14 protein-coding genes are annotated in these 15,061 nt (G+C 48.8%); all 14 read right to left on the bottom strand.

Features of this window, described 5'->3' with window-relative positions; genetic code table 11:
* Positions 1-4: 4 nt before the first annotated feature.
* Entirely contained in the window at positions 5-718 is a 714-nt protein-coding gene (gene rpsC, locus AC53GJ_RS01530) for a 30S ribosomal protein S3 (protein WP_031568317.1), read from the bottom strand.
* 9 nt (positions 719-727) lie between these two features.
* The gene (gene rplV, locus AC53GJ_RS01525; RefSeq protein ID WP_496730777.1) at positions 728-1,060 is read right to left on the bottom strand and encodes a 50S ribosomal protein L22; all 333 of its coding nucleotides are present in this window, start codon (positions 1,058-1,060) and stop codon (positions 728-730) included.
* A gap of 11 nt (positions 1,061-1,071) precedes the next feature.
* Positions 1,072-1,350: a 30S ribosomal protein S19 gene (rpsS, locus tag AC53GJ_RS01520; RefSeq protein WP_053426061.1), complete on the bottom strand. Its 279-nt coding sequence runs from the start codon at positions 1,348-1,350 to the stop codon at positions 1,072-1,074.
* A 19-nt stretch (positions 1,351-1,369) separates the two neighbouring features.
* Positions 1,370-2,194, bottom strand: a complete 825-nt coding sequence (gene rplB / locus AC53GJ_RS01515) for a 50S ribosomal protein L2 (protein WP_496730776.1) — start codon at positions 2,192-2,194, stop codon at positions 1,370-1,372.
* Positions 2,195-2,210: 16 nt separating this feature from the next.
* Entirely contained in the window at positions 2,211-2,513 is a 303-nt protein-coding gene (gene rplW, locus AC53GJ_RS01510; RefSeq protein ID WP_068059819.1) for a 50S ribosomal protein L23, read from the bottom strand.
* Positions 2,510-3,115 carry a 50S ribosomal protein L4 gene (gene rplD, locus AC53GJ_RS01505; protein WP_496730775.1) on the bottom strand — a complete coding sequence of 202 codons (606 nt, stop codon included), beginning with the start codon at positions 3,113-3,115 and terminating at the stop codon, positions 2,510-2,512. The genes rplW and rplD overlap by 4 nt, the downstream gene beginning before the upstream one ends.
* Positions 3,116-3,134: 19 nt before the next feature.
* Entirely contained in the window at positions 3,135-3,773 is a 639-nt protein-coding gene (gene rplC / locus AC53GJ_RS01500; protein WP_496730774.1) for a 50S ribosomal protein L3, read from the bottom strand.
* A 29-nt stretch (positions 3,774-3,802) separates the two neighbouring features.
* Positions 3,803-4,114 carry a 30S ribosomal protein S10 gene (rpsJ, locus tag AC53GJ_RS01495; RefSeq protein ID WP_008899121.1) on the bottom strand — a complete coding sequence of 104 codons (312 nt, stop codon included), beginning with the start codon at positions 4,112-4,114 and terminating at the stop codon, positions 3,803-3,805.
* 260 nt (positions 4,115-4,374) lie between these two features.
* Positions 4,375-6,120, bottom strand: coding sequence for an acyl-CoA dehydrogenase family protein (locus AC53GJ_RS01490; RefSeq protein ID WP_496730773.1), 1,746 nt, complete (start codon positions 6,118-6,120; stop codon positions 4,375-4,377).
* A 299-nt stretch (positions 6,121-6,419) separates the two neighbouring features.
* Positions 6,420-7,604 carry an elongation factor Tu gene (gene tuf / locus AC53GJ_RS01485; RefSeq protein WP_496730762.1) on the bottom strand — a complete coding sequence of 395 codons (1,185 nt, stop codon included), beginning with the start codon at positions 7,602-7,604 and terminating at the stop codon, positions 6,420-6,422.
* A gap of 53 nt (positions 7,605-7,657) precedes the next feature.
* Positions 7,658-9,763 carry an elongation factor G gene (gene fusA / locus AC53GJ_RS01480; RefSeq protein WP_496730772.1) on the bottom strand — a complete coding sequence of 702 codons (2,106 nt, stop codon included), beginning with the start codon at positions 9,761-9,763 and terminating at the stop codon, positions 7,658-7,660.
* A 26-nt stretch (positions 9,764-9,789) separates the two neighbouring features.
* Positions 9,790-10,260, bottom strand: a complete 471-nt coding sequence (gene rpsG / locus AC53GJ_RS01475) for a 30S ribosomal protein S7 (protein ID WP_496730771.1) — start codon at positions 10,258-10,260, stop codon at positions 9,790-9,792.
* 82 nt (positions 10,261-10,342) lie between these two features.
* Positions 10,343-10,720 carry a 30S ribosomal protein S12 gene (gene rpsL / locus AC53GJ_RS01470; protein WP_031564163.1) on the bottom strand — a complete coding sequence of 126 codons (378 nt, stop codon included), beginning with the start codon at positions 10,718-10,720 and terminating at the stop codon, positions 10,343-10,345.
* A gap of 151 nt (positions 10,721-10,871) precedes the next feature.
* A complete protein-coding gene (gene rpoC / locus AC53GJ_RS01465; protein WP_496730770.1) occupies positions 10,872-15,053 on the bottom strand; it encodes a DNA-directed RNA polymerase subunit beta' in 4,182 nt (1,393 codons plus the stop codon).
* Positions 15,054-15,061 lie beyond the last annotated feature (8 nt).

Genomic DNA, 15,061 nt, shown 5'->3' with positions numbered 1-15,061 from the left:
ACTCCTACTTAGCCTTGCGCGGAGCCGGTTTTTTCGGCGCCTTAGGCTGTTTGTCGTTGTTGGCGTTATTGTTGTTGGCCAGTGGTAAACCACCCAGGATCTCGCCTTTGAAGATCCAAACCTTAACACCAATGATACCGTAAGTAGTTAAAGCTTCTGATGTTGAGTAGTCGATGTCAGCACGCAGAGTGTGCAGAGGCACACGGCCTTCACGGTACCACTCGTCACGTGCGATTTCAGCACCACCTAAACGGCCAGAAACCTGAACTTTGATACCTTTAGCGCCTAAACGCATGGCGTTTTGTACCGCACGCTTCATCGCGCGACGGAACATTACACGGCGTTCCAGCTGGCTACTGATAGAATCAGCAACTAACTTGGCATCTAATTCCGGCTTACGGATTTCAGAAATATTGATCTGTGCAGGCACGCCAGCGATAGTCGCGACAGCTTTGCGCAGTTTCTCAACGTCTTCACCTTTTTTACCGATGATCACGCCTGGACGAGCAGTGTGAATTGTCACACGGATGCTCTTGGCAGGACGTTCAATATCGATCCGGCTTACTGAAGCGGCTTTCAGTTCTTTTGTCAGGTACTGACGAACTTTAAAGTCACCAACCAGGAAATCCGGGAAATCTTTTGTATTCGCGTACCAGGTTGAGCTCCAAGGCTTAGTGATACCTAGGCGAATACCATTAGGATGTACTTTCTGTCCCATTTCTCACTCCTAGTTATCAGCAACAATCACAGTGATGTGACTGGTACGCTTGACGATACGGTCGGCACGACCCTTAGCGCGTGGCTTGATCCGCTTCATTGACGGACCTTCGTCAACAAACACAGTTTTCACTTTTAAAGTGTCGATATCGGCACCTTCGTTGTGTTCTGCGTTCGCAATGGCTGATAAAAGAACCTTTTTAACCAGATCAGCCGCTTTTTTCGGGCTGTAGGTTAAAACATCCAACGCCTTTCCAACTGCAAGGCCACGGATCTGGTCAGCGACCAGACGAGCTTTCTGTGCAGATGAACGGGCAAATTTATGTTTTGCTAATGCTTGCATTTATTTACCCCTTAGCGTTTCTTGGCCTTTTTGTCGGCTGCATGACCACGGTAAGTACGAGTTGGTGAAAATTCACCTAACTTGTGACCAACCATCTCTTCCGAGACTAATACTGGTACATGTTGACGACCATTATGGACAGCGATGGTCAAACCGATCATTTGTGGAATGATCATTGAACGACGGCTCCAAGTCTTGATAGGCTTCTTGTCACCGCTTTCCAACGCTTTCTCTACCTTCTTCAGCAAGTGAAGGTCGATAAATGGACCTTTCTTGAGAGAACGTGGCATGGCAATTCCTCACATTAAATTATTTGTCACGACGACGGACAATGAACTTGTCAGTACGCTTGTTAGAACGTGTTTTGTAACCTTTGGTCGGTACGCCCCATGGTGTAACCGGATGACGGCCACCAGAAGTTTTACCTTCACCACCACCGTGTGGGTGGTCTACCGGGTTCATTACAACACCACGTACTGTTGGGCGTACACCGCGCCAGCGCATAGCACCTGCTTTACCATATTGGCGCAGCATGTGTTCGGCGTTGCCGATTTCACCGATGGTTGCACGGCAGTCAGCCAGGACTTTGCGCATTTCACCGCTGCGTAAACGCAGAGTGACATAAGCACCGTCACGCGCCAGGATCTGGGCGAATGCACCAGCTGAACGCATTAATTGGCCGCCTTTACCAGGCTTCAGTTCGATATTGTGAACGATTTGACCCACTGGGATGTTACGCAGCGGCATAGTGTTACCCGATTTGATCGGAGAATCCATACCAGACTGGACAACGTCACCAGCTTTTAAGCCTTTTGGAGCCAGGATGTAACGACGCTCGCCGTCTGCATATAACACCAGAGCGATGTTAGCAGTACGGTTTGGATCGTATTCCAGGCGCTCTACTTTAGCCGGGATACCGTCTTTATTACGCTTGAAGTCAACTAAACGGTAGTGTTGCTTGTGGCCACCACCGATGTGACGCGTCGTAATACGACCGTGGTTGTTACGACCACCGGTCTTGCTGTTCTTCTCTAACAAAGGTGCGTAAGGCTTGCCTTTGTGCAGGTCTGGGTTGACCACTTTTAATACGTGGCGACGACCTGGTGACGTAGGTTTACACTTAACAAGTGCCATTTCCTAACTCCTCTTATTACTCAGCGCCGCCAACTAAATCGAGCTCGCTGCCTTCTTTAAGAGTAACGTAAGCTTTTTTCCAATCGCTACGTTGGCCAGTACGCACGCCAGTGCGCTTGGTCTTACCCTTAACGTTAACAGTACGAACACCTACAACTTCCACTTCGAACAATTTCTGTACGGCAGCTTTAATGTCTGCTTTAGTGGCTGTAGTTGCTACTTTGAACACGACAGTGTTGTTGGTCTCTGCCGCAATCGTGCTTTTTTCAGACACGTGCGGAGCCAGAATAACCTTCAGTAAACGTTCTTCACGGATCATGCTAACATCTCCTCGATTTGTTTAACTGCAGCAGCAGTCATTAACACTTTGTCGAAGGCGATTAAGCTGACAGGGTCGATACCGTGAACATCACGCACGTCAACCTTGTACAGGTTGCGGGCTGATAAGAACAGGTTCTCGTCAACTTCGTCAGTAACGATCAGAACATCTTTCAGTTCCATCGCTTTTAACTTGGCAGTCAGTTCTTTCGTTTTCGGAGTTTCAACTGCAAAGTTTTCTACTACGATTAAACGTTCCTGACGAACCAGTTCAGAAAGGATGCTCATGATCGCGCCGCGATACATCTTTCTGTTTACTTTTTGGCTGTGATCTTGTGGCTTAGCCGCAAATGTCACACCACCGCCGCGCCAAATTGGGCTACGGATTGTACCAGCACGGGCACGACCAGTACCCTTCTGGCGCCATGGCTTCTTACCGCCACCGCGTACTTCTGAACGTGTCAGTTGAGCACGTGTACCTTGACGGGCACCAGCTGCGTAAGCAACTACAACCTGATGTACCAATGCTTCGTTGAACTCACGTCCAAAGGTAGCTTCGGAAACTTCAAGAACGCCGTTAGCGTCTCTTAATGCTAATTCCATCACTCATCTCCTCCAGACGTTAGCCTTTGACCGCTGGTTTAACAATCACATCACCACCGATAGCACCAGGGACAGCGCCCTTCACTAACAGGATATTGCGAGCTGCGTCTACACGTACAACTTCCAGAGACTGGACAGTTACACGCTCTGCACCCATATGGCCGGCCATTTTTTTACCTTTGAATACTTTACCTGGTGATTGGTTTTGACCAATCGAACCTGGCGCACGGTGTGATAAAGAGTTACCGTGAGTCATATCCTGAGTACGGAAATTCCAGCGCTTTACAGTACCGGCAAAACCTTTACCTTTTGATGTACCGACGACATCAACTTTTTTCGTTTCTGCGAAAACTTCAACAGTAATCTCGCTGCCGACTTGAATGTCAGCGCCTTCGTTGTCTTGCAGGCGGAATTCCCACAGACCACGACCGGCTTCAACACCAGCTTTTGCAAACTGACCAGCGTCTGGCTTGTTCAGGCGAGAAGCCTTCACAGTGCCAGCAGTCACTTGCAGTGCGCTATAGCCATGAACGTCATGCGTTTTGATGGCAGTAACGCGGTTTGGTGTTGCTTCGATTACGGTTACTGGGATTGATACGCCATCTTCAGTGAAGATGCGAGTCATGCCCACTTTACGACCGATTAGACCGATAGCCATATCCTAAACCTCTCTAAAAACCTGTCTGATTAGCCCAGGCTGATTTGAACGTCAACGCCAGCAGGCAGATCTAAACGCATCAGAGCATCAACAGTTTTCTCAGTTGGCTCAACGATGTCGATTAAACGCTTGTGGGTACGGATTTCGTACTGATCACGTGCATCTTTATTGACGTGAGGAGAAATCAATACAGTGAAACGTTCCTGGCGAGTAGGAAGTGGAATAGGACCACGAACCTGTGCGCCCGTACGCTTAGCTGTGTCAACGATTTCCATAGTTGACTGATCGATCAAACGGTGATCGAACGCTTTCAGACGGATGCGAATCCTTTGATTACTCATAAACCAAAGCCTCAAAGAGCAAAAAAGAGCAAAAATAAACATGGGCTTTCACACCATAAAGGGAGAATGCCTATGCACCATGTTACGTTTGCCCCCCAATCGGGGGCACTGTAGTAGCCTGATCACCACGCAGCTTATTGCTGCCGTCTGACCTAGGCGCCAGTCATTTCAAATGACCGGCCGCGCATTATACTCAACTGTACAAGAAACACAAGCCTCTGCTGTAAATTTGAGCAAAGGCTTGGATGAACTGTCGATGATCAGAACAATGACTCGGCAAAATCAGTGACGATCTCCGCTGGTTGCTGTAACAAAGCGACCAAACCTGTCGCTTTTGGCAAAATACGCTGGAAATAGTAAGCCGCCGTTTGCTGTTTAGCGGCGATAAAATCAGCGCTATGTTTACTCTTATCCAATGCCGTCAGGGTTTGCTGCCACATATAGCCATACAGCAGATAGCCGGTTAAGTCGAGTAAATCGCAGGCCACCGCAGGCAGCAGATTGGCATCCTGTTTTGCTGCGGTGAGTAATGAGGTCAATAACTGCCGGTATTGTGTCAATAACATACGCAGTTGCGGTTGAGGAGCTTGTTGTAAGGCCGCTTCTATCTCATTGAGTAACGCAGTTAAGGCGACGCCGCCATCAGCTGCCACTTTGCGTACCGCAAAATCAAGCGCCTGGATACCGTTGGTGCCTTCATAGATTTGGGCGATCCGTACATCCCGTACTAACTGCTCCATGCCCCATTCCTGAATATAACCATGACCGCCAAACACTTGTTGCGCCGTAACACAGGCTTCAAAACCACGATCGGTCATAAAAGCTTTGGTAATTGGCGTCAGCAAATTTGCTCTGGCCTCTGCTTGTTGATCGCCAGCAAATTTGGCTTTATCTAATTGATGGGCCACATAAACAGAGAAACTACGACCTGCTTCATTCATCGATTTGATATTCAGTAACATCCGCCTTACATCCGGATGCCCAAGGATCGGGTCTGCTTTGTTAGCGTCGCTCGTTTGAGTCCGACCCTGCAACCGGTCTTTGGCATAGCTGAGTGCATTCTGGTAAGCACGCTCGGCTGCGCCAAGACCTTGACTGCCCATCGCTAACCGTTCGTAATTCATCATGGTAAACATACAAGCCAAACCTTTATTGGCAGCACCGATCAGATAACCAACGGCGCCATCAAAATTCATCACACAACTGGCTGATGCATGAATCCCCATTTTGTGTTCTACAGAACCACAGCTCAGACTATTGCGCGGCCCTGGATTACCCTGCCCATCTGGCAAAAATTTAGGCACCAGAAATAATGAGATCCCGCGGGAGCCAGCCGGTGCGTCTGGCAGTTTTGCCAGTACTAAATGAATAATGTTCCCGGTCAGATCATGCTCACCGGCGGTAATGAAAATTTTACTGCCGGTGATGTGGTAACTGCCATTCGGTTGCGGTACGGCCTGAGTGCGCATAATGCCTAAATCGGAGCCGGCATGGGCTTCGGTCAAACACATGGTGCCTGACCATTCGCCACTGTAGAGTTTGGGCAGGTAGAGATCTTTAGTTGCTGTATCTGCATGTTGTAACAAAGCGACACAGGCGCCAGCGGTCAGGCCTGAATACAGTGAAAAGGCGATATCTGCGCTGCACATCATTTCTTCGTACATGCTGGCCAGTGTTTTCGGCATCCCCATACCACCATATTCAGGATCGCCGGCCAGGCCAGTCCAGCCACCTTCGCATAACTGTTGATAACATGCTTTGTAATGCGCTGGCGTAGTCACGGCGCCGTTTTGCCACTGGACCCCTTCGTTATCTGCAGTTTTAGCCTGAGGTGCAATCATTTCGGCACTGAATTTAGCCGCTTCAGCCAAAATGGCACTGGCGGTTTCTTGGTCCAGGGCATCCTGTAATGCTGGCTGTTGCTGCCAGAAGTGCTGGGTTTGCCATAAATCGAATAAATTAAACTGCATGTCTGTCAGCGGTGCTTGGTAGTGGCTCACTTGCATTCTCCATCTGGTACGATGTGTTTGTTCTAACACGGGCCGCGGAATTATTCAAACGCTTGTTTGATTTCTTTCTGATTTGCTGTCCGTATTGTTGTACAGCACAGCTTAGACTGCCTTCTTATTATCGTCGCGGTCGAGCTGCCTTTTCTCTATGTGGCTTTGGCATTACATCGTCAACCAGCCATTTTTTGCGGCCTTTGAATTGGTGGTGCCATGTGAATGTGAATCGGATGAAGTGTAACTGGCGTTTTACAGGCATAAAAAAAGGCCCCGCAGGGCCTTTTTAAATCACCAGCAAATTAAGCCAGGATTTTTGATACTACACCAGCACCAACGGTACGGCCACCTTCACGGATAGCGAAGCGTAAACCTTCGTCCATCGCGATTGGGTTGATCAGTTCTACTACGAACTTCAGGTTGTCGCCTGGCATTACCATCTCTACGCCTTCTGGCAGTTCTACTGAACCAGTGACGTCAGTAGTACGGAAGTAGAACTGTGGACGGTAGCCTTTGAAGAATGGCGTATGACGGCCACCTTCGTCTTTAGACAGAACGTACACTTCGCCTTCAAACTTAGTGTGTGGCTTGATTGAACCTGGTTTCGCTAATACTTGACCACGTTCTACGTCTTCACGCTTAGTACCACGTAACAGAGCACCGATGTTCTCGCCTGCACGACCTTCGTCTAACAGTTTACGGAACATTTCAACACCAGTACAAGTAGTTGTCACTGTGTCTTTCAGACCAACGATTTCTACCGCTTCGCCTACTTTCACGATACCTTGCTCAACACGGCCTGTTACTACTGTACCACGACCTGCGATTGAGAATACGTCTTCGATTGGCATGATGAATGGCTTATCGATTGCACGGACTGGCTCTGGAATGTAAGAGTCTAATGCTGCGCCCAGTTCCAGGATTTTTGGTTCCCAGTTAGCGTCGCCTTCCAGACCTTTCAGTGCTGAACCACGGATTACCGGCAGGTCATCACCTGGGAAATCGTAGTCAGAAAGAAGCTCACGTACTTCCATCTCTACCAGCTCTAACAGCTCTTCGTCATCGACCATGTCACACTTGTTCATGAACACGATGATGTAAGGAACGCCTACCTGACGAGATAACAGGATGTGCTCGCGAGTCTGTGGCATTGGGCCGTCAGTCGCTGCTACTACCAGGATTGCGCCGTCCATCTGAGCAGCACCAGTGATCATGTTTTTAACATAGTCAGCGTGGCCTGGGCAGTCTACGTGAGCGTAGTGACGTGATGGTGTATCGTATTCAACGTGAGAAGTGTTGATCGTGATACCACGAGCTTTTTCTTCTGGCGCTTTGTCGATTTGGTCGAATGCGAAAGCCTGACCGCCGTAGTGTTTAGCCAGTACGTTGGTGATAGCTGCAGTCAGAGTAGTTTTACCGTGGTCAACGTGGCCGATTGTACCTACGTTTACGTGCGGCTTATTACGTTCAAATTTAGCCTTAGCCATTTTAATTACCTTCTGTTAAGTAAGCCCAATGTGCATTGGGCTGAATTAAATAATTATTCGCCTGATCTTCGAGCAGCAATAATAGCTTCTGTCACATTATTCGGAGCTTCCATATACTTCAATGGTTCCATTGAATAAGAAGCACGACCTTGTGTCAGAGAACGCATGCTAGTCGCATAACCGAACATTTCAGATAACGGGACCTGAGCGTCTACAATTTTGATCCCACCAGGGGCATCTTCCATCCCGTTGATAATACCGCGACGACGGTTTAAATCGCCAACAATATCACCCATGAAGTGTTCAGGTGTCACCACCTCAACTTTCATCACAGGTTCCAGCAGAACTGGTTTGGCTTGAAGCGCACCTTTTTTGAAGCCCATTGAAGCAGCGATTTTGAACGCCATTTCGTTGGAGTCAACATCATGGTAAGAACCATCGAACACAGAGACTTTGACATCGATCACAGGATAGCCTGCCAGGATGCCATTTTTCATTTGTTCCTGAATACCTTTATCAATTGCCGGAATGTATTCCTTTGGAATAACCCCGCCAACCACGGCATTCACGAACTCATAGCCTTTGCCTTCTTCAAGCGGTTCAATCTTCAGCCAACAATGACCAAACTGACCACGACCACCTGATTGACGAACAAACTTACCTTCGACTTCTGTGCTAGCACGGATAGTTTCACGGTAGGCAACCTGAGGTTTACCGACGTTTGCTTCAACCTTGAACTCGCGTTTCATCCGGTCAACGATAATTTCCAGGTGCAATTCACCCATACCAGAGATAATGGTTTGACCCGTCTCTTCATCGGTGTGAACGCGGAAAGATGGATCTTCAGCCGCTAATTTGCTCAGCGCGATGCCCATTTTTTCCTGGTCGACAGTCGTTTTCGGTTCTACAGCAACGGAAATAACCGGTTCCGGAAATTCCATCCGCTCAAGAATAATCACATTATCCTGGTCACACAGCGTGTCACCAGTTGTAGTATCTTTCAGACCGATTGCAGCAGCGATATCGCCGGCACGAACTTCTTTGATTTCTTCCCGGCTGTTGGCGTGCATTTGCACGATACGGCCGATCCGCTCTTTTTTCTGCTTCACTGAGTTATACACAGCAGAACCTGCTTCAACCACACCCGAATAGACGCGGAAGAATGTCAGGGTACCGACAAATGGGTCTGTCGCGATTTTAAAAGCCAATGCAGCGAAAGGCTCTTCATCACCCGCGTGACGCTCACCTTCTGACTCATCTTCATGAATACCTTTAATGGCTTTCACTTCAGTTGGCGAAGGTAAGAAATAAACCACGTTGTCCAGCATGGCCTGAACGCCTTTATTTTTAAAGGCAGAACCACACTGCACCAAAACCACTTGATTACGCAGAGTCAAATCACGTAATGCTGCCCGGATCTCTTCTTCTGTGAACTCGCCACCTTCAAGGTAACGATCCATCAGTTCTTCAGTAGATTCAGCAGCGGCTTCTATCATGTTCTGGCGCCATACATTCGCTTGCTCGATCATATCCGCAGGGATATCTTCGTAAGTGAATGTCATGCCCTGATCAGCTTCATTCCAGTTGATGGCTTTCATCTTAATCAGGTCAATCACGCCTTTGAAGTTCTCTTCAGCACCAATTGGCAGCTGAATAGGAACAATCGTCGAATTCAGACGATCCCGAGCCTGCTTAACAACCCGCAGGAAGTCAGCACCAGTCCGGTCCATCTTGTTGACGAAAATCATGCGAGGAACTTCATATTTGTTCGCTTGACGCCAGACAGTCTCAGTTTGTGGCTGCACACCAGATGAGCCACATAATACAACGACGGCACCATCAAGCACACGCAGAGACCGCTCAACTTCAATGGTGAAGTCAACGTGTCCCGGCGTGTCAATCAAGTTGATCCGATGTTGCTCGAACTGCTGTTGCATGCCGGACCAGAACGCGGTTGTTGCAGCAGACGTGATAGTGATACCACGCTCCTGCTCCTGTTCCATCCAGTCCATAGTGGCAGCGCCGTCGTGTACTTCACCAATTTTGTGCGAACGACCGGTATAGAACAGTACGCGCTCAGAAGTCGTGGTTTTACCCGCGTCAACGTGAGCACAGATACCGATGTTCCGGTAGCGTTCAATAGGAGTTGTACGTGCCACAATCAAATCCTCTTAAAAGGTCGAAATTACCAGCGGAAATGGGCGAATGCTTTGTTGGCTTCAGCCATACGGTGCACATCTTCACGCTTCTTAACGGCAGAACCTTTGTTCTCAATAGCATCCAGCATTTCACCAGCTAAACGCTGAGCCATTGATTTTTCACCACGTTTACGGGCAGCTTCAGTTAACCAACGCATTGCTAACGCATTACGACGAACCTGACGAACTTCACATGGTACCTGATAGGTAGAACCACCTACACGGCGTGATTTAACTTCTACTGTTGGACGGATGTTATCCAGTGCAACTTCGAAGATGTCCAGTTCAGCTTTCTTTGACTTGGTCGCAGCGATTTCTAATGCGCCGTATACAATTGATTCAGCTGTTGATTTTTTACCGTCGATCATTACGACGTTTACAAACTTGGCAAGTAATTCACTTCCGAATTTAGGATCTGGAAGGATTTTACGTTGACCTATGACGCGTCTTCTTGGCATTCGAAACTCCGATTGCTTCAGGTGATTCCAAAACTTTTAATGAAAAAAGTTACTTAGTTTGGCCTTACTTAACGGAGTTAAGTTATTTATTCTTCGGCCGTTTAGCGCCGTATTTAGAACGGCCTTGCTTACGATCTTTAACGCCTGCACAGTCTAAAGTGCCGCGTACGGTGTGATAACGCACACCTGGAAGGTCTTTTACCCGGCCGCCACGGATCAGAACAACACTGTGTTCCTGTAAGTTGTGGCCTTCACCACCGATGTAAGAAGAAACTTCAAAACCGTTGGTTAAACGGACACGGCATACTTTACGCAGTGCTGAGTTTGGCTTCTTAGGTGTGGTGGTGTATACGCGGGTACAAACACCACGCTTCTGTGGGCAAGCTTCAAGCGCCGGAACGGTGCTCTTAGAGACCACCTGGCTGCGCGGCTTACGCACTAGCTGGTTGATTGTTGCCATTAAATACTCCTGGTTATTAAATACCCATAAACGTGTGTAAAATCGCACCCAAAATTGGGGCTGCGGGATTTTACTGGTCAACCTTTAACCTGTCAAGGCACAAAAGGCCTGACACACCAGAAGTGTGTCAGGCCTTCACAACGAAAAGAACTTATTCGTCGTTGCCAGACAGATTCATATTGAGTGCATCAGTCAGCGCTTGCTCGGCTGATTCTGCACTCATCGCCGGTTCAGCGACTTCACCATTGGCGATACGTTGACGCTGACGGGCACGATTTTGATGATACGCAAAACCAGTACCTGCCGGGATCAGACGACCGACAATAACGTTCTCTTTCAGACCACGCAGCTCGTCGGTCTTACCACCAACTGCAGCTTCGGTTAATACGCGGGTCGTTTCCTGGAACGACGCGGCAGAAATGAAAGAGTCGGTCGACAGCGATGCTTTGGTAATACCCAGCAGGCTGCGCTCGTACTTCGCTGGGATCTTGCCAGCTTTTTCCAGTTCCACGTTCGCGAGATTAACGCGTGATACTTCAACCTGTTCGCCTTCAAGGAATTCACTGTCGCCCGGGTGCAGGATCACACACTTACGCAGCATCTGACGGATAATAGTCTCGATGTGCTTATCGTTGATCTTCACGCCTTGCAGACGGTAAACGTCCTGAACTTCGTTGACGATATAGCTGGCAACATGGTGGATACCACGTAAGCGCAGGATATCGTGTGGCGACTCTGGGCCTTCAGAAATAACTTCACCTTTCTCGATCCGTTCACCTTCGAACACGTTGACCTGACGCCATTTCGGAATCATTTCTTCATGGATGTCACCCTGTTCAGGCGTGATCAACAAACGACGTTTACCTTTGGTTTCTTTACCGAAGCTAATGACACCAGAGATTTCGGCCAGGATGGCTGGATCTTTTGGTTTCCGAGCTTCGAACAAGTCGGCCACGCGTGGCAGACCACCGGTAATATCGCGTGTTTTCGAGCTTTCTTGCGGGATCCGCGCCAGTACAGCACCAGCTTTCACATTCTGGCCATCAGTAATTTCGATGGTGGTGAAGCTTGGCAGACGGATTTCCTGCAGCGCACCGTCGTCCATTTCCAGGATTAACTTCGGCTCTTTGGCGTTGGCTTTGGATAAATCCTTCACCACAGTACGCGTCAGACCGGTCAGGTCGTCCTGTTGAACTTCAGTGTTGGTATCATCAACATCGCTGTAAGATACCTTGGCACCACGTTCTACGATAATTGGGTGAGAATGCGGATCCCAGTTTGCTACGATCTGGCCTGAAGACACAGCTGCATTGTCATCTGTGGTCAGGATAGAACCGTATGGCAGTTTATAACGTTCTTTTTCACGACCCAGCTCATCAAATACCGTGACTTCGGCTGAACGTGAAGTAATAACAATCTTGTTGTCGCTGTTACGGACAAACTTGGCGTTATGCAGTTTCAGAATACCGGCGTTTTTCACCTGTACGCTGTTTTCTGCCGAAGCCCGCGATGCCGCACCACCGATGTGGAATGTACGCATCGTCAGCTGTGTACCAGGTTCACCGATTGACTGCGCCGCGATAACACCAACAGCTTCACCAGCGTTGATGATATGACCACGGGCTAAGTCACGGCCGTAACACTTGGCACAGACACCGAAGTTAGTCTGACAGGTAATCACTGAGCGGACATAAACTTCGTCGATTGAGTTTTTCTCAATCAGATCACAAAGCTTCTCGTCCAGCATGGTGCCGTCTTCCACCAGCACTTCGCCAGTTGAAGGAACTACCACATCACCAATCACAACCCGGCCCAGCACGCGTTCACGCAGACCTTCTACCACGTCACCACCTTCAATCAGTGGCTTCATCATAATGCCCTGATCTGAACCACAATCGGATTCAGTCACGACTAAGTCTTGTGCGACGTCAACCAGACGACGTGTCAGGTAACCAGAGTTCGCAGTTTTTAACGCAGTATCGGCAAGACCTTTACGGGCACCGTGCGTCGAAATAAAGTACTGCAGAACGCTTAAGCCTTCACGGAAGTTCGCCGTGATTGGCGTTTCGATGATAGAACCATCAGGTTTTGCCATCAGACCACGCATACCGGCCAGCTGACGGATCTGCGCTGGCGAGCCCCGTGCACCTGAGTCAGCCATCATATAAACAGAGTTAAATGACGGTTGCGTAACTGTATTTCCATCACGGTCAACCACAGATTCTTTCGACAGGTTGTCCATCATGGCTTTTGACAAAGTTTCGTTCGCTGTTGACCAGATATCGATAACTTTGTTGTATTTTTCACCGGCAGTCACCAGACCTTGTTGGAACTGGTCATTGATTTCCGATACTTCGGCTTCAGCAGCTGAAATGATATCGACTTTGGCATCAGGGATAACCATGTCGTTGATACCAACAGACACACCTGACAACATCGCGTAATGGAAACCGGTATACATGATTTGGTCAGCCAGAATAACAGTGTTTTTCAGGCCGATCCGACGGTAAGAACCGTTCAGTAACCGAGAAATCTGTTTCTTACCCATCGCTTGGTTGATGCTGTCAAACGCCAGCCCTTCCGGCAGGATAGAGAACAGAATGGCACGGCCGACTGTGGTATCACGCACTGAAGTGTGGCTGGTCTTAGTGCCATCTTCGTGGTTAGTGATTTCAGTCAAACGTACTTTCACCCGGGCATGCAGACTGGCAACACCAGCGCGGAAAGCTTTTTCAGCTTCTTTCGGGCTCTTGAAAATCATGCCTTCGCCTTTGGCGTTGATGGCATCACGGGTCATGTAATACAGACCCAAAACAACGTCTTGAGAAGGAACAATGATTGGCTCACCGTTCGCTGGAGACAGCACGTTGTTCGTCGACATCATCAGCGCGCGTGCTTCTAACTGAGCTTCCAGCGTCAGCGGTACGTGCACCGCCATCTGGTCACCGTCGAAGTCGGCGTTGTAGGCAGCACACACCAATGGGTGTAACTGGATGGCTTTACCTTCGATCAGCACTGGTTCAAACGCCTGGATACCCAGACGGTGCAGTGTTGGTGCGCGGTTCAGTAATACCGGATGTTCGCGGATCACTTCATCTAACACGTCCCACACTTCACCCACTTCACGCTCAACCATTTTCTTGGCGGCTTTGATAGTGGTGGCTAAACCACGGGCTTCCAGCTTGCCGTAAATAAACGGCTTGAACAGCTCAAGTGCCATTTTCTTCGGCAGACCACACTGGTGCAGACGCAACGTAGGACCTACGGTAATCACCGAACGACCTGAATAGTCGACGCGCTTACCTAATAAGTTCTGCCGGAAACGACCTTGTTTACCTTTGATCATGTCGGCTAAAGATTTCAGCGGACGCTTGTTCGAGCCAGTGATGGCACGACCACGACGACCGTTATCTAACAGCGCATCAACCGCTTCCTGTAACATCCGCTTTTCGTTGCGAACGATAATATCAGGCGCTGACAGGTCCAGCAGACGCTTCAGACGGTTGTTACGGTTGATCACCCGACGGTATAAATCGTTCAGATCTGAAGTGGCAAAACGACCGCCGTCCAGTGGCACCAACGGACGTAAATCCGGCGGCAGTACTGGCAGCACTGTCATAATCATCCACTCTGGCTTGTTACCAGAAGTGTGGAATGCTTCCATCAGTTTCAGACGTTTGCTGATTTTCTTCCGCTTAGTCTCTGAGTTGATGGTCGGCAACTCTTCACGCATTTGTTTAATTTCTGTCGCCAGTTCAATACCACGTAATAAGTCCAGAATTGCTTCTGCACCCATTTTGGCTTCGAACTCGTCGCCGTGCTCTTCCAGCACGTCCAGATATTCTTCTTCAGTCAGCATCTGACGACGCTCTAAAGAAGTCATGCCTGGTTCAGTCACCACATAAGATTCGAAATACAGCACACGTTCGATATCACGCAGCGTCATGTCCAGCAGCAAACCAATACGGCTCGGCAGGGACTTCAGGAACCAAATATGGGCAACCGGGCTTGCCAGTTCAATGTGACCCATGCGCTCACGACGCACTTTAGTCAGTGTGACTTCAACACCACACTTTTCACAAATCACACCACGGTGTTTCAGGCGTTTGTACTTACCGCACAGACATTCGTAATCTTTGACCGGGCCAAAGATCCGGGCGCAGAACAAACCGTCACGCTCAGGCTTAAAAGTACGGTAATTGATTGTTTCTGGCTTTTTTACTTCACCAAATGACCATGAACGGATCATGTCCGGTGAAGAAAGGCCGATACGAATCACATCGAACTCTTCAGTTTTTGTTTGTTGTTTCAGAAACTTTAATAAGTCTTTCACTTTGCTCT

Source organism: Rheinheimera sp. B2H12 (assembly GCF_059620065.1).
This window is presented reverse-complemented; position numbering and strand designations above follow the sequence as displayed.